This window comes from Gordonia alkaliphila, assembly GCF_023017165.1.
Taxonomy (GTDB): Bacteria; Actinomycetota; Actinomycetes; order Mycobacteriales; family Mycobacteriaceae; genus Gordonia; species Gordonia alkaliphila.
The window spans coordinates 3,452,532-3,467,551 of sequence record NZ_JALKBW010000001.1 but is presented as its reverse complement, the minus strand read 5'-3'; the positions used below and the strand labels follow the sequence as shown (position 1 = coordinate 3,467,551).

Sequence of the window (15,020 nt, the reverse complement as noted above, 5' to 3'; positions counted from 1 at the left end):
GATGTGAGCCCAGCGCAGACGTCCTCCAGTCCCAGTACCCGCGGCACGTCGGAGAAGCGGCCGACGCTGATGCTGCTCGACGGCCATTCCCTGGCCTATCGCGCCTTCTTCGCGCTGCCCGCGGAGAACTTCAAGACCAACACCGGGCAGTCGACCAACGCGGTCTACGGCTTCACGTCGATGCTGATCAACCTGCTGCGCGACGAGGAGCCCAGTCACATCGCGGCGGCCTTCGACGTCTCGCGCAAGACCTTCCGGTCGGAGATGTTCCCCGACTACAAGGCGCAGCGGTCGTCGTCGCCCGACGAGTTCCGCGGCCAGGTGGATCTCACCAAGGACGTGCTCGACGCGATGGGCATCCCCGTGATGGCGATCGACGGCTTCGAGGCCGACGACGTGATCGCCACGCTCGCCACGCAGGCCGACGCGGCGGGCTACCGCGTCCTGGTGGTGACCGGCGACCGCGATGCGCTGCAGCTGGTCAACGACAACATCACCGTGCTCTACCCCAAACGCGGCGTCTCCGAACTGACCCGCTTCACTCCGGAAGAGGTGGAGAAGAAGTACGGACTGACCCCGGCGCAGTACCCGGACTACGCGGCGCTGCGCGGCGACCCGAGCGACAACCTGCCCGGCATCCCCGGCGTCGGCGAGAAGACCGCCGCCAAGTGGATCCGCGAGTACGGCTCGTTCGAGGAACTGGTCAACCGGGCCGACGAGGTGCGCGGCAAGGTCGGCGACTCCCTGCGGGAGAACCTGGCCGGCGTGATCATGAACCGTCGTCTCACCGAGCTGGTCCGTGACATGGACCTGCCGCAGGGGCCCGACGAGCTGGCACTGCACGGGTGGGACCGCGACCGTATCCACCGACTGTTCGACGACCTCGAGTTCAAGGTGCTGCGCGACCGTCTGTTCTCCACGCTCACCTCGTCCGAGCCCGAAGCCGAAGCCGGTTTCGAGGTCTCCGGCACGCGGCTGGGCGCGGGGGAGGTCGCCGCGTGGCTGACCGAGCACGCGCAGACCGGCCGCAGCGGGCTCGCGGTGACCGGCGCCGCCCGCGTGGTGGGTTCGGAGGCGACGGCCGTCGCGATCGCCGCCGCCGACGGCGAGGCCGCCTACCTCGACCCGATCGCGCTGACCTCCGAGGACGATCAGGCGCTCGGCGCCTGGCTGGCCGATCCGGAGCGGCTCAAGGCCGTGCACGAGGTCAAGTGGGCGATCCATGCGCTGCACGGCCGCGGATGGACGCTGGCCGGGGTCACCTCGGACACCGCGTTGGCCGCCTACCTGGTGCGGCCCGGTCAGCGCACCTTCAATTTGGACGATCTGGCGCTGCGCTACCTGCGGCGGGAACTGAAGGACGATGCGGGCGGCGACGACGGCCAGCTCTCGCTGCTCGACGGCGACGAAGACGAGCTCGCGGCGTCGAACCAGTTGATGCTGTCCGCGCAGGCCGTCGCCGAACTCGCCGACACTCTGGACACCGAACTCGAACGCATCGAGTCGGTGCCGTTGCTGCGCGACATGGAACTGCCGCTCGCCTTCGTGCTCGCCGAGTTGGAGACCACCGGTATCGCGGTCGACGTCGCACAACTGCAGGAGCTGGAGCGCGGTTTCGCGCAGCGCGTGCGCGACGCGGCCGAGGCGGCCTACGAGGTGATCGGGGAGCAGGTGAACCTCGGCTCGCCCAAGCAGCTGCAGGTGGTGCTCTTCGACAAGCTCGACATGCCGAAGACCAAGAAGACCAAGACCGGCTACACCACCGACGCCGATGCGCTCGCCTCGCTGTACGAGAAGACCGAGCACCCGTTCCTCAAGTATCTGCTGGAGCATCGGGACGCGACGCGCCTGAAGGTGACCGTCGACGGCCTGCTCAAGACCGTCGCCGACGACGGCCGGATCCACACCACGTTCAACCAGACGGTCGCCGCGACCGGGCGGCTCAGCTCCACCGAGCCGAACCTGCAGAACATCCCGGTCCGCACCGACGCCGGACGGCAGATCCGCGGCGGCTTCGTGGTCGGCGAGGGCTACGAGTGCCTGATGACCGCCGACTACTCGCAGATCGAGATGCGCATCATGGCGCACCTGTCCGGCGACGAAGGCCTGATCGAAGCCTTCAACACCGGCGAGGACCTGCACAATTTCGTCGGCTCGCGGGCCTTCGGCGTGCCGATCGACGAGGTGGACGCGCAGATGCGGCACCGGGTCAAGGCGATGTCGTACGGCCTGGCTTACGGGCTGTCGGCGTTCGGTCTGGCCGCCCAGCTCGGCATCAGCCGGGACGAGGCGCGCGATCAGATGGACCAGTACTTCGCGCGGTTCGGCGGGGTCCGCGACTACCTGCACGAGGTGGTGGTCGAAGCCCGCACCAAGGAGTACACCGAGACCCTGTTCGGGCGACGCCGCTACCTGCCGGACCTCAACTCCGACAACTTCCAGCGCCGCCAGGCCGCCGAACGGATGGCCCTCAACGCACCGATCCAGGGCAGCGCCGCCGACATCATCAAGGTGGCGATGATCAACGTGGCGCGCCGCCTCGATGCCGAGGGCTTGGCGTCCCGGATGCTGCTGCAGGTGCACGACGAACTGGTCGTCGAGATCGCCGCGGGGGAGCGGGACACGGTGGAGCAGTTGGTCCGCGAGGAGATGGGCGGCGCCATCGCACTGTCGGTGCCGCTGGACGTCTCGGTCGGCTTCGGTCGGTCCTGGGACGACGCGGCACATTAGGCCATGCCGGTTATCTCGGGTTGACAACGGATGACCGTTTAAGCTCTGGGAATGTTCGCGGATCGAGTCAACACCCGTTTCGGGCCGTACCAGCTGCAACAGCTGTTGGGCCGCGGTGGCATGGGCGAGGTGTATCGCGCGTACGACACCGGCAAGCAGCGGACGGTGGCGCTGAAGCTGCTGCGCGCCGACCTGGCGCGTGACCCCGTCTATCGCGAGCGATTTCGGCGCGAATCGATGGTCGCGGCTCGTCTCGGCGAGCCGCACGTGATCCCCATCCACGACTGGGGCGAGATCGACGGCCTCCTGTACATCGACATGCGGCTGGTGCAGGGGCCGGATCTACGGAAAGTCCTGCGGACCGAGCAGCGCCTGGCCCCGGCGCGGGCCGTGGCCATCACCGAGCAGATCGCCTCGGCATTGGACGCGGCGCACGCGGGCGGACTGGTCCACCGCGACATCAAGCCGGAGAACATCTTGGTGGGCGATCGCGACTTCGCCTACCTCGTGGACTTTGGAATCGCTGCCGCGCAGGCGGATACGCGTCTCACCCAGGTGGGGTCCGCGATCGGTTCGGTGGCCTACATGGCACCGGAATTGTTCGACGGCGCGCCCGCGAGCCCGGCCAGCGACGTGTATGCGCTGACCTGCGTGTTGTGCGAGGCCCTGACGGGGCGAGCGCCGTTTCCGGCGCCGCCGCCCGTCGCCAGTGCGGTGGTGCCGGGCGTGCCACAGGCAGTAGATGCGGTGCTCGCGCGCGGGCTGGCGCGGGATCCGTCGATGCGGTTCGGCAGCGCCGGCGAGTTGGCGGCCGCGGCGCGGGCGGCGCTGTCCACGCCGGAGAGCGCGCGTGCCCACACGATGGTGGCCCCGCCGCCCGATCGGGGCGTTCCGGGTGTGGACTACCCGGGCCCGCCACCGCCACCTCCGCGGTCGAAGTCGGTGGTGCCGGCGCTGATCGCCGTCGTGGGCACCGTGGTGGTGTTGGCGGCGGCGGCGCTGGTGGCGCTGATGATGCTGTCGGGGCGCGACGCCGACGAGGCGGCATCCGCCCCAGCGGACGCGGGGCAGCCACTGACGTCGTCGGCGACGGTGCAGCAGGTGCCGACACCCTTGTCGAACACACCCGTTTCGGCCGCGCCGCCGACGTCGCCCACGGTGCGCACGTATCCGGCGCCCACGCCGCACATCACCGCGAGTGCCGATCCGTCGGCCCCGGGGTACATCCCGCCGCCGCCTCCGCTCGACTCTGCGCGATATTTCGCTCAGTTCGGGGCGTTCAACACTCTGGATGCAGCCCGCGCCAGCTCATCGGAGCACTACGGCGCCGTGGTGGTCGACGGCTATGTGGTGGGAAGCAGCAGCAGGTACGTCGTGGTGCGCGCGACCACTTCGTGGGATGAGGCGGAGCGTGTGTGCGCCAAGTTCGCGGAAGGTCAGTGCTATCCGCGTGAGCGCGCCCGATAGTAGGCAACCGTCGGGTAGGTTCAGTTCTCGAACTCACCGGTACCTGGGCCGGTGGCCGAGGGAGGAGCTGCCGGTGCTGCGCGGATCATTGCGACCCTTCGCCGCACTGCTCGCGATCCTGGTGATGCTGGTGGCGACGTCGTGCACCAACGACGAATCGGCGCTCGACGTCCAGCCGATCACCGTGCAGGTCGGCGAGCAGCCGGCCATCGCCGCGCTGGTTCCGCCGAAGATCGCGAGCAGCGGTGTACTGCGGGTGGGTACCAACCCGCCGTACCAGCCCAACGAGTTCAAGAACCCGCAGGGCAAGATCGTCGGTTTCGACATCGACGTGATGGAGGCGATCGCCGCCGTCCTGGGCCTGCAGCCGAAGTTCTTCGAGTCCGACTTCGACAAGATCATCCCGGCCATCCAGGCCGGCACCTTCGACATCGGCATCTCGTCGTTCACCGACACACTCGAGCGGGAGAAGCAGGTCGACTTCGTCACCTACTACCGGGCTGGTGTGCAGTGGGTGCAGCGGGCCGGTGACAACGTCGACCCGGATAACGCCTGCGGGCTGCGGGTGGGCGTGCAGGCGACCACCGTCGAGGACACCGACGAGGTGCCGGCCAAGAGCGCGGCCTGCGTGGCCGCCGGCAAGCCGCCGATCGAGAAGGAGAAGTTCGACGCCCAGGACCAGGCGGTCACCGCGCTGCTGCTGGGCAAGATCGACGCCTTCTCCGCCGACTCGCCGGTGAGCGCCTACGCGGTGACCAAGGTCGCCAAGATCGGTGAAGACCTGGAACTGGTCGGCCCGATCTACGACGCGGCCCCGTACGGCATTCCGCTCCCGAAGGGCTCGTCGCTCGGACCCGCGGTGCAGCAGGCCATGCAATACCTGATCGACAACGGCTACTACCGGCAGATCGCCGAGCATTGGGGAGTCGAAGCCGGAATGATCGAGACCTCGCAGATCAACGGAGCGCAATCATGAGCCCCACACCGAGTGAATCCGCACCGGATTCGGCTGAGTTCGAGGCCGCGGAACCGGGACCCGCGCCGATCAAAGCGGTGCCGCTGCGTCATCCGGGGCAGTGGATCGCCGCGGTCATCATCCTGATCCTCGCCGGACTGTTCATCTACGGTGCGGCGACCAACGACGCCTACCGGTGGTCGACCTACGCCGACTATCTGTTCGACACGCGGATCATCGAGGCGGCCGGCTGGACACTCGCGCTCACCGTGCTCGCGATGATCCTCGGCGTGGTGCTCGGCGTCATCTTCGCCGTGATGCGCCTGTCGTCGAACCCGGTGCTGCGCTCGGTGGCGTGGCTCTACCTCTGGGTCTTCCGCGGCACCCCGGTGTACGTGCAGTTGGTCCTGTGGGGCCTGTTCGGTTCGATCTACAAGCAGATCGACCTCGGCATCCCGTTCGGGCCGCAGTTCTTCCACATCGACGTGCAGGCGATCAACGCGGCGTTCCTGTTCGCGGTGATCGGCCTCGGCCTCAACGAGGCCGCGTACATGGCCGAGATCGTGCGCGCCGGTATCGCGTCGGTCAACGAGGGACAGATGGAGGCCTCGGTGGCGCTGGGCATGACGTGGACGCAGACCATGCGCCGCGTCGTGCTGCCGCAGGCCATGCGGGTGATCATTCCGCCGACCGGGAACGAACTGATCAGCATGCTGAAAACCACGTCACTGGTCACCGCCATACCCTTCTCGCTGGAGTTGTACGGACGCCAGCGCGACATCTCCAGCCTCAACTTCCAGCCGATCCCGATGCTGCTCGTGGCGTCCACCTGGTATCTGGCGGTCACCAGCATCCTGATGATCGGCCAGCACTACCTGGAGAAGCATTACTCCAAGGGGGCCAGCCGCATGCTGAGTGACGATCAACTCGCCGAGCTCGCCCGCGCCGAGGCGACGGAGGGCGGCCGATGAGCGCGACGCCCATGGTGCAGGCCGAAAGCGTCTGCAAGAACTTCGGCGCCCTGCAGGTGCTGCGCGGGATCTCGCTGGAAGTCCAGCACGGCGAGGTCGCGTGCCTGATCGGGCCGTCGGGGTCCGGCAAGTCGACGTTCCTGCGCTGCGTCAATCACTTGGAGAAGGTGAACGCCGGACGGTTGCGAGTCGACGGTGATCTCATCGGCTACCGCGAGCGGGGCGGCAAGCTCTACGAGATGAGTCCGCGCGATGCGGCGCGTCAGCGTCGCGACATCGGCATGGTGTTCCAGCACTTCAACCTGTTCCCGCACCGCACGGTGCTGGCGAACGTGATCGAGGCGCCGATCCTGGTGAAGGGGCAGTCGCGCGACGAAGCCGTCGCGTGGGCCGTGGACCTGCTCGACAAGGTGGGCCTGGCCAACAAGGCCGACGCCTATCCGGCGCAGCTGTCCGGCGGTCAGCAGCAGCGCGTCGCGATCGCGCGGGCGCTCGCCATGGATCCGAAGCTGATGCTGTTCGACGAGCCCACCTCCGCGCTCGACCCGGAACTGGTCGGCGACGTGCTGGCGGTGATGCGCGACCTCGCGCAGGCCGGCATGACCATGCTGGTGGTGACCCACGAGATGGGCTTCGCCCGCGAGGTGGCCGATCAGTTGGTGTTCATGGCCGACGGCGTGGTGGTGGAGCGCGGCGATCCGCGGGAGATGCTGGAGAACCCGCAGCACCAGCGGACCAAGACGTTCCTGTCCAAACTGCTCTGAGTCTCGGGCCGTTGCCCGGGCCCGGCGGGTTCACCCTCGCCGGGGTCAGCCCGGCTTGTGGCAGACGAAGATCGCGGTGCCCGGGAACAGGGCGCCACGCAGCGGGGACCACTGGCCCCATTCGGCGTCCAGGTCGTCGGGCCACTCCGGCTCGACGATGTCGTCGAGCACCAGGCCGGCGGCCACGATCTCCCGCACCCGATCGCCGATGGTGCGGTGGTGTTCCACGTAGGAGATGTTCCCGTCGTCGTCGACCTCCGAGTACGGCGTGCGGTCGAAGTACGATAGGGTCACCGTGAGCCCCTCCGGGCCGGGATCGTCGAGGAACATCCAGCGCATCGGGTGGTTGGTGGCGAACACCCAGCGGCCGCCCGGCCGCAGCACGCGGGCCGCCTCCGCCATCGCCCGCGCCGAGTCGGCGACGAACGGGATCGCGCCGAACGCCGACGTCATCAGGTCGAAGCTGTTGTCGGCGAAGGGAAGTCGTTCCGCGCCGGCCCGCACCAGCGGCACCGGGCCGGGATCGTCGGCCATCGCGGCGACGGCGTGCGCGAGCATGCCGATAGACACGTCCAAGCCGACCACTCGGGCGCCCTGGGCGGCCATCCACCGCGCGCACGGCGCGGAGCCGCAGCCGATCTCCAGCACGTCCAACCCGGCGACGTCGCCGAGGAGGCGCACCTCCTCTTCGCGGAGACGTTCCGGGCCCCAGACGAAGTCGCCGCCGGGCACCTCGTTGCCGAGGAACACGCCGTGCTCGGACTGGTAGTCGTCGGCTTGCTCGTCCCACCACGAACGGCTGGCCGCTTCGCTGGTCGCCGAATCGAGGTCGCCGAGCACCCTGGGCGGCCGCGGTGCAGGAGTGGTCATGGCCCCCCAGTGTAGGTGCCCGAGTGTGGGTGTCCGGCACTAGAAGGGCGCCTCGACCACGACATCACGCGCGGCGTCGCCGTCCCAGCGGCGTATCGCGGTGAAGGCGACGGGCTGATCCGTCCGGTCCAGCAGCTCCAGGGCCGCGCCGACCTGGTCGCCGGTGAGGCGGCGCGCCAAGGTCAGGTGTGCGGTCCATCGGCCGGGTCGGGTGTGGCCGAAGGTCTGTGTGGCGTAGGCGTCGAGCGCTGCCGCGGCCTGCGCGTGCAGGGCGAGCAGTGCCGCGTTCGGCACCACGGCGACGGCCAGCGTGTAGCGACCGCGCCCGGGCAGCGCCACCGGCGGCCCCAGGTGGGCGGCGAGGGGGAGATGCGTCGCGAGTTCGGGGAGCAGGGCGTCGACGTCGGATGCGATTCGGGGCGCTGCGATCAGCGTGCAATGCGGGCGATCGGTCGGGGAGGCGGGCCGTCGCACCGCACGCAGGCCGGCGGCGGCGAGCCGATCCCAGGCGGCGCGCAGCACGGCGTCGGTCTCCGGGCCGGGGAGCAGTTCGAGGGAATGGGCCACGAGACGCCTTTCGGTAGGACGGTGCACCGAGCGTGCGTTCGGCCCCGTTTGTGCAGCACAGAGGTGGTGGAGTAGCCTTGCTGGTGCGTGTCTTCGATACGCGCATCCGGCTCCGTGGACCGTAACTCTTACCGGAACTCTTACCGGTGACGATCGCGGGGCTGGGCCAGTAATCGGTAAAACGGTCGCTACCTGCAGTAATGCGGCCGTGGAAACCGCCACAACCTACTTACCTGTCCGGAGCAACTCACCACATGTCGTCCCCCACGATCACCTCGCCGCAAGTAGCCGTCAACGATATCGGCTCGGCTGAGGACTTCCTCGCTGCCATCGACTCCACGATCAAGTACTTCAACGATGGCGACATCGTCGAGGGCACCATCGTCAAGGTCGATCGCGACGAGGTGCTGCTTGACATCGGCTACAAGACCGAGGGTGTCATCCCCTCGCGCGAGCTGTCGATCAAGCACGACGTCGACCCGAGCGAAGTCGTCACCGTCGGTGACGAGGTCGAAGCCCTCGTTCTCACCAAGGAGGACAAGGAAGGCCGCCTGATCCTGTCCAAGAAGCGCGCACAGTACGAGCGCGCCTGGGGCACCATCGAGGAGCTCAAGGAGAAGGACGAGGCCGTCAAGGGCACCGTCATCGAGGTCGTCAAGGGCGGCCTGATCCTCGACATCGGCCTGCGCGGCTTCCTCCCGGCTTCGCTGGTGGAGATGCGTCGCGTCCGCGACCTGCAGCCGTACATCGGCAAGGAGGTCGAGGCCAAGATCATCGAGCTCGACAAGAACCGCAACAACGTGGTCCTGTCGCGTCGCGCATGGCTCGAGCAGACCCAGTCCGAGGTCCGCAGCGAGTTCCTGAACAAGCTGGCCAAGGGGCAGGTCCGCAAGGGCGTCGTGTCCTCGATCGTCAACTTCGGCGCGTTCGTCGATCTCGGCGGCGTCGACGGCCTGGTGCACGTCTCCGAGCTGTCGTGGAAGCACATCGATCACCCGTCCGAGGTCGTGGCCGTGGGCGACGAGGTCACCGTGGAGGTCCTCGACGTCGACATGGATCGCGAGCGCGTCTCCCTGTCGCTCAAGGCGACGCAGGAAGACCCGTGGCGTCAGTTCGCCCGCACCCACGCGATCGGTCAGATCGTGCCGGGCAAGGTCACCAAGCTGGTGCCGTTCGGTGCGTTCGTCCGCGTCGAAGAGGGCATCGAGGGCCTGGTGCACATCTCGGAGCTGGCCGAGCGCCACGTCGAGGTTCCGGACCAGGTCGTCGCAGTCGGCGACGACGCGATGGTCAAGGTCATCGACATCGACCTCGATCGTCGTCGTATCTCGCTGTCGCTGAAGCAGGCCAACGAGGACTACACTGAAGAGTTCGATCCGTCGAAGTACGGCATGGCCGACAGCTACGACGATCAGGGCAACTACATCTTCCCCGAGGGCTTCGACGCCGAGACCAACGAGTGGCTCGAAGGCTTCGACGCGCAGCGTGAAGAGTGGGAAGGCCGGTACGCCGAGGCGGAGCGTCGTCACAAGATGCACACCGCTCAGATGGAGAAGTTCGCAGCGGCTGCTGCCGAGGCGGAGAACGCCGGCGACTACTCCAGCTCCACCGGTGGCTCGTCCTCGAGCTCCTCGTCGAGCTCGTCCAGCAGCAGCTCGGCTCCGGCCGGCGGCTCGCTGGCCAGCGATGAGCAGCTCGCTGCTCTCCGCGAGAAGCTGACCGGCGGCAACTGACCCGGTAGCTGACAGCTAGCACAGAACCCCCGGTCCGCTTCGGCGGCCGGGGGTTCTGGCATCTCGGTTCGGGGTGCCGAATCGGCTGGCGAACCGTCGGGCGGCCCGGTCCGTGGCTGGTCAACCCGAAGCCGTCACGCCTTCCTGACGACGCCGCCTGGTAAAACAACGGCGTCCTGGCGCTCACCGACGACGTAAATGCATTGGCGGCCGCCAGGACGCCGTTGTTCTACCGATGCACCGGTCAGTCGGCGACGGTGATCCGCACCCGCGCGGGGCGGCCGGGATCGACGGTCGCGTGGAGGCCCTCCGCGGCGCCGGGCAGGCGGGGGAAGCCGGCAGCGGAGAGGAGTTCGGCGGCGCGGGCGGCGGCCGCCTGATCGGCCACCGTCACCTCGACGTCGATCACCGGGATCGCGGACGCGGCGCTCGGGTCGGCGGTGGGGCCGACGTGGTCGATCTTCGTGGCGGTCGCGCCCAGGATCGCCCACAGGCGGTTCACGACGCGCGCGCCGACGGCCGCCCACGTCTCGTCGGCGTCCACCGCGTCGGTGGGCAGCGGTGCGGGGGCGCCCGCAAGGTGGTTGTCGCGCAACGGAATCAGACGCTCGGTCCACACCTGCAGTGCTTGGGCCGCCAGCTCGTCGGGGGTCCCGGAGTTGTCCAGCCAGATGTCGGCGACGGCGCGGCGCTGCTCGTCGGTGGCCTGCGCGTCGATCCGCGCGCGGGCGTCGTCGGCATCCATGCCGCGCAAATTCACCAGCCGGTCCAGGCGGAGGTCGGCGTCGGTGTGCACCACGATCACCGCGTCGTAGAACGGCGCCATGTGGCCTTCGACGAGGAGCGGGACATCGTGCAGGATCACCGCGTCGGCGGGCGCGGCGTCGTTCAGCTCCTGGGTGCGCGCCCCGATCAGCGGGTGCGTGATGCCGTTGAGGGTCTTGACGCTCTCCTCGTCGACGAAGGCGCGAGCGGCCAGCGCGGGGCGGTCGAGGCTGCCGTCGGCGGCGAGAATCTCCGGGCCGAAAGCCTCCACCAGCGCGGCGAGACCGGGGGTGCCGGGCTCCACCACTTCGCGAGCGATGCGGTCGGCGTCGACGTGATAGGCGCCCCGCTCGATGAAGGTCTTGGCCACGGTCGATTTGCCGGCGCCGATACCGCCGGTCAGTCCCACTCGAATCACGCTCTCCAGTGTGACAGGCGCACAAGGGTTTCGGCGCGAGGGTCAGTGCGCCAACGCGCGTCGCCGGTGCAGGGTGGCTGCGATCCCGCCGGCCGCGGCGCGCACCGCCGCCACGTGCTGCTCGGGTCGATAACGGTGCACCGGACCGGTGGCGCTGATGGCGGCGATGAGGGAGTTGTCGCCGACGTCGAGGATCGGCGCGGCCACACACGCGATGCCGAGAGCGGACTCCTCGTACTCGAAGGTCACGCCGGTCTCGCGGGCCGCGTCGAGCTGTTGGCTGAGGAGGCCGGGCGCGACGATCGTGCGCGGCGTGCGGCGCACCAGGGGGGCGCTCAACACTCGTCGCTGCGTCTGGGCATCGGTGTGTGCCAGAAGGGCTTTCCCGATTCCGGTGCAGTGCAACGGCATTCGGCCGCCGGTGCGGCTCGGCGCGCTCGCCTGGCGGTGGCCGCCGATCTTGGCCACGTACATCACTTCGTCGCCGTCGAGCACGCCCAGATGGACGGTCTCGCGCGTGCGCTCGTACAGGTCCTGGAGGAAGGGCATGGCGATCTCCAGCAGGCCGCGCTCCACCGACGCGCGCATGCCCAATTCGAAGAGTCCGCCGGACAGTCGATAGCCGCCGGGGGTGCGGTCCAGCAGATGGGCCTGGACCATCTCGCCGCAGAGTCGGTGCGCGGTGGCCTTGTGCAGGCCGGTGCGGCGCACCAGTTCGGCGAGCGCCAGGTCGTGATCGTCCACCTCGAAGGCGTGCAGGATCGTCATCACTTTCCCGAGGACGGTGTCGGTCGGCGGCGTCGACGAACTGCTCATGACACCAGCGTATCGCTCAGTGAGACGAAAGGCTTTCCGGTGGCGCGCGGCGGGGTGATCATCGAGTCATGACCACATCTGTCGAGAACGAAGCCGCCGAGGCGCAGGCGGCGGAGCGGCTGCTCACCGCGCTGCAGACGCGGACCGCCTGCGCGCCGGTGCGCGAGTTCATCGGGCCCACCGACCTCGCCGCCGCCTACCGCGTGCAAGAACGCCTCACCGCCGGCCGCGTGGCCGCCGGCGCCACCATCGTCGGCCGCAAGATCGGCCTCACCAGTGCCGCCGTGCAGGAGCAGATGGGCGTCGACCAGCCCGACTTCGGCGTCGTCTTCGACGACATGGCCTACTCCGACGGCGACGAAGTGCCGATCGACCGGTTGCTGCAGCCCAAGGCCGAGGCCGAGGTGGCCTTCGTCCTCAAGGCCGACCTGGCCGACGGACCGCTCGACACCGAGCAGATCCGCGCGGCCGTCGACTACGGCGTGGCCGCCATCGAGATCTGCGACAGCCGGATCGCCGGCTGGGACATCGCCTTCGCCGACACCGTCGCCGACAACGCGTCGTCGGGCGTCTACGTCCTCGGCACCGACCGCAAGACCCTCGACGAGTTCTCGCCCGTCGACGTCGGCATGCGGATGCTCATCAACGGCGAGGAGGTGTCCACCGGCAACGGTGCCGCCTGCCTCGGCGACCCCCTCAACGCCGTCGCCTGGTTGGCTCGCGCCGCCCGCGACTTCGGCGAGCCGCTGCGTGCCGGCCAGGTGATTCTGTCCGGTGCCCTCGGCCCCATGCGTCCGCTCGCCGCCGGCGACGACGTCACCGTCGAGATCATCGGCCTCGGCACCGTCAACGCCCGATTCAGTGAAGGAAACACCCATGAGTAAGAAGACCAAGGTCGCCATCATCGGCTCGGGCAACATCGGCACCGACTTGATGTTCAAGGTGATCCGCAACGCCAAGCACCTGGAGATGGGTGCCATGGTCGGCATCGACCCCGACTCCGACGGCCTCGCCCGCGCCCAGCGCCTGGGCATCCCGACCACCCACGAGGGTGTCGACGGCCTGGTGAAGCTCCCGAACTTCGACGAGATCGACATCGTCTTCGACGCGACCTCGGCCAAGGCGCACGAGCACAACGCGTCGATCCTGCAGCCGCTCGGCAAGCGGATGATCGACCTGACGCCCGCCGCGATCGGCCCGTTCGTGGTGCCGTCGGTGAACCTCGACGACCACCTCGACGCCCCGAACGTGAACATGGTGACCTGCGGTGGCCAAGCCACCATTCCGGTGGTCGCCGCCGTCTCGCGCGTCACCCCGGTGGCCTACGCCGAGATCGTCGCCTCCATCGCCTCCAAGTCGGCCGGCCCGGGCACCCGCGCCAACATCGACGAGTTCACCGAGACCACCTCGGGCGCCATCGAGCAGGTCGGCGGCGCGCGTCGCGGCAAGGCCGTCATCATCCTGAACCCGGCCGAGCCGCCGCTGATGATGCGCGACACCGTCTACACCCTGGTCGAGGCTCCGGACGAGGATACCCAGGAGCAGATCCGCCTGTCGGTGGAGAAGATGGTCGACGACGTCTCGGCCTACGTCCCCGGCTACCGCCTGAAGCAGAAGGTGCAGATCACCGAGATCCCGGAGTCGAGCCCGGTCGAGACGCTGCTCGCCGACGACGAGGAGATCCGCCCGACCCACCAGGTGTCGGTCTTCCTCGAGGTGGAAGGCGCCGCCCACTACCTGCCCGCCTACGCGGGCAACCTGGACATCATGACCTCGGCCGGCCTGCAGGTCGCCGAGCGGATCGCGGCGCGTGCCGCCAATGAAGGGGAACTCGCATGACCGACCAGCAGCAGAACTCCGGCCCGTCGATCTTCGTGCAGGACGTGACCCTGCGCGACGGCATGCATGCCATCCGGCACCAGATCTCCACCGAGGACGTGCAGCGCATCGTCTCGGCGCTCGACGACGCCGGCGTGGATGCCATCGAGGTGGCCCACGGCGACGGCATCTCGGGCGGTTCGGTGAACTACGGTCCCGGCTCGCATACCGACTGGGAGTGGATCGAGGCTGCGGCCGACGTGCTGAAGAACGCACGGCTGACCACCCTCATGCTCCCCGGCGTCGGCACCGTCACTGAACTCAAGCGCGCCTACGACCTGGGCGTCCGCTCGGTTCGCGTGGCCACCCACTGCACCGAGGCCGACGTCTCCGCGCAGCACATCGGTGCCGCCAAGGAGATCGGCATGGACGTCTCCGGCTTCCTCATGCTCTCGCACATGAGCGACCCCGCATCGCTGGCCAAGCAGGCCAAGATGATGGAGTCCTACGGCGCCGACTGCGTGTACATCACCGACTCGGGCGGCCGCCTGACCATGGGTGACGTGCAGGCGCGGGTCAAGGCCTACCGCGACGTGCTCGATCCGAACACCGAGATCGGCATTCACGCGCACGAGAACCTGTCGCTGTCGGTGGCCAACTCGGTGGTGGCCGTGGAGAACGGCGTGTACCGCGTCGACGCCTCGCTGGCCGGCCACGGCGCGGGTGCGGGTAACTGCCCGATAGAGCCGTTCATCGCCGTCGCCAACCTGCTCGGTTTCGAGCATCGCTGCGACCTGAACAAGCTGCAGGATGCGGCCGACGACATCGTGCGTCCGCTGCAGGACCGCCCGGTGCGGGTGGACCGCGAGACCCTGACTCTCGGCTACGCCGGTGTCTACTCGTCGTTCCTGCGTCACGCCGAGACCGCCGCCGCGCGCTACGACCTCGACGTGCGCGACATCCTCACCGTCTGCGGTGAGCGTCGTCTGGTCGGCGGCCAGGAGGACATGATCGTCGACATCGCGCTGAACCTGGTGGCCGAGCGCGACGGCGAGCTCGAGAACGCCTGACCGCCCGTCGAGCCTGAACAGCCGTTGGTCGAGCGAGGTTTGTGACGCACACAATCAGCTCGCCCGCTCGGTAGCA

The 15,020-nt window shown here is 68.6% G+C and carries 13 protein-coding genes; 9 read left to right on the top strand and 4 right to left on the bottom strand.

The annotated features are described in order from the left end of the window. The first annotated feature begins 3 nt into the window (after window positions 1–3). The 5 genes from polA (at window position 4) to MUG78_RS15830 (ending at window position 6,887) form a co-directional block, all read left to right on the top strand. Window positions 4–2,730 carry a DNA polymerase I gene (gene polA, locus MUG78_RS15850; protein ID WP_246996435.1) on the top strand — a complete coding sequence of 909 codons (2,727 nt, stop codon included), beginning with the start codon at window positions 4–6 and terminating at the stop codon, window positions 2,728–2,730. A gap of 51 nt (window positions 2,731–2,781) precedes the next feature. Then, complete coding sequence (locus MUG78_RS15845; protein ID WP_246996433.1) at window positions 2,782–4,197, top strand: serine/threonine-protein kinase; 1,416 nt, start codon at window positions 2,782–2,784, stop codon at window positions 4,195–4,197. 124 nt (window positions 4,198–4,321) lie between these two features. Continuing rightward, window positions 4,322–5,173, top strand: a complete 852-nt coding sequence (locus MUG78_RS15840) for an ABC transporter substrate-binding protein (RefSeq protein WP_246997105.1) — start codon at window positions 4,322–4,324, stop codon at window positions 5,171–5,173. Continuing rightward, window positions 5,170–6,123: an amino acid ABC transporter permease gene (locus tag MUG78_RS15835; protein ID WP_246996431.1), complete on the top strand. Its 954-nt coding sequence runs from the start codon at window positions 5,170–5,172 to the stop codon at window positions 6,121–6,123. The genes MUG78_RS15840 and MUG78_RS15835 overlap by 4 nt, the downstream gene beginning before the upstream one ends. A gap of 11 nt (window positions 6,124–6,134) precedes the next feature. Further along, window positions 6,135–6,887 carry an amino acid ABC transporter ATP-binding protein gene (locus tag MUG78_RS15830; RefSeq protein ID WP_246997103.1) on the top strand — a complete coding sequence of 251 codons (753 nt, stop codon included), beginning with the start codon at window positions 6,135–6,137 and terminating at the stop codon, window positions 6,885–6,887. 45 nt (window positions 6,888–6,932) lie between these two features. On the opposite strand, the gene MUG78_RS15825 is transcribed toward MUG78_RS15830, so the two are convergent. Beyond that, entirely contained in the window at window positions 6,933–7,757 is an 825-nt protein-coding gene (locus tag MUG78_RS15825; RefSeq protein ID WP_246996429.1) for a class I SAM-dependent methyltransferase, read from the bottom strand. Between the two features lie 39 nt (window positions 7,758–7,796). After that, window positions 7,797–8,324: a 2'-5' RNA ligase family protein gene (locus MUG78_RS15820; protein ID WP_246996427.1), complete on the bottom strand. Its 528-nt coding sequence runs from the start codon at window positions 8,322–8,324 to the stop codon at window positions 7,797–7,799. Window positions 8,325–8,578: 254 nt separating this feature from the next. Here MUG78_RS15820 and rpsA point away from each other — a divergent pair, with 254 nt between their 5' ends. Beyond that, entirely contained in the window at window positions 8,579–10,057 is a 1,479-nt protein-coding gene (rpsA, locus tag MUG78_RS15815; RefSeq protein WP_246996425.1) for a 30S ribosomal protein S1, read from the top strand. A 244-nt stretch (window positions 10,058–10,301) separates the two neighbouring features. Here the strand turns inward: rpsA and coaE are convergent, their stop codons facing one another. Together coaE and MUG78_RS15805 are read right to left on the bottom strand one after the other, a co-directional pair. Then, window positions 10,302–11,240 carry a dephospho-CoA kinase gene (gene coaE / locus MUG78_RS15810; RefSeq protein ID WP_246996423.1) on the bottom strand — a complete coding sequence of 313 codons (939 nt, stop codon included), beginning with the start codon at window positions 11,238–11,240 and terminating at the stop codon, window positions 10,302–10,304. Window positions 11,241–11,282: 42 nt separating this feature from the next. Next, window positions 11,283–12,056: an IclR family transcriptional regulator gene (locus tag MUG78_RS15805; RefSeq protein WP_246996422.1), complete on the bottom strand. Its 774-nt coding sequence runs from the start codon at window positions 12,054–12,056 to the stop codon at window positions 11,283–11,285. Window positions 12,057–12,124: 68 nt separating this feature from the next. Here MUG78_RS15805 and MUG78_RS15800 point away from each other — a divergent pair, with 68 nt between their 5' ends. Genes MUG78_RS15800 through dmpG form a run of 3 tightly spaced genes read left to right on the top strand, consistent with a single transcriptional unit; the run spans window position 12,125 to window position 14,944 of the window. Beyond that, entirely contained in the window at window positions 12,125–12,940 is an 816-nt protein-coding gene (locus MUG78_RS15800) for a 2-keto-4-pentenoate hydratase (RefSeq protein WP_246996419.1), read from the top strand. Then, on the top strand, window positions 12,933–13,895 hold the full coding sequence (locus MUG78_RS15795) for an acetaldehyde dehydrogenase (acetylating) (RefSeq protein ID WP_246996417.1): 963 nt from the start codon (window positions 12,933–12,935) through the stop codon (window positions 13,893–13,895). Before MUG78_RS15800 ends, MUG78_RS15795 begins: the two co-directional genes overlap by 8 nt. Next, complete coding sequence (dmpG, locus tag MUG78_RS15790) at window positions 13,892–14,944, top strand: 4-hydroxy-2-oxovalerate aldolase (RefSeq protein WP_246996415.1); 1,053 nt, start codon at window positions 13,892–13,894, stop codon at window positions 14,942–14,944. The genes MUG78_RS15795 and dmpG overlap by 4 nt, the downstream gene beginning before the upstream one ends. Window positions 14,945–15,020 lie beyond the last annotated feature (76 nt).

Bases quoted from the DNA above. Each gene is read 5' to 3' on its own strand.
- MUG78_RS15840 (WP_246997105.1), top strand. From the start codon at position 4,322: ATGCTGGTGGCGACGTCGTGCACCAACGACGAATCGGCGCTCGACGTC.
- MUG78_RS15825 (WP_246996429.1), bottom strand. From the start codon at position 7,757: ATGACCACTCCTGCACCGCGGCCGCCCAGGGTGCTCGGCGACCTCGAT.
- MUG78_RS15805 (WP_246996422.1), bottom strand. From the start codon at position 12,056: ATGAGCAGTTCGTCGACGCCGCCGACCGACACCGTCCTCGGGAAAGTG.
- MUG78_RS15845 (WP_246996433.1), top strand. From the start codon at position 2,782: ATGTTCGCGGATCGAGTCAACACCCGTTTCGGGCCGTACCAGCTGCAA.
- rpsA (WP_246996425.1), top strand. From the start codon at position 8,579: ATGTCGTCCCCCACGATCACCTCGCCGCAAGTAGCCGTCAACGATATC.
- MUG78_RS15800 (WP_246996419.1), top strand. From the start codon at position 12,125: ATGACCACATCTGTCGAGAACGAAGCCGCCGAGGCGCAGGCGGCGGAG.
- MUG78_RS15835 (WP_246996431.1), top strand. From the start codon at position 5,170: ATGAGCCCCACACCGAGTGAATCCGCACCGGATTCGGCTGAGTTCGAG.
- MUG78_RS15830 (WP_246997103.1), top strand. From the start codon at position 6,135: ATGGTGCAGGCCGAAAGCGTCTGCAAGAACTTCGGCGCCCTGCAGGTG.
- dmpG (WP_246996415.1), top strand. From the start codon at position 13,892: ATGACCGACCAGCAGCAGAACTCCGGCCCGTCGATCTTCGTGCAGGAC.
- MUG78_RS15795 (WP_246996417.1), top strand. From the start codon at position 12,933: ATGAGTAAGAAGACCAAGGTCGCCATCATCGGCTCGGGCAACATCGGC.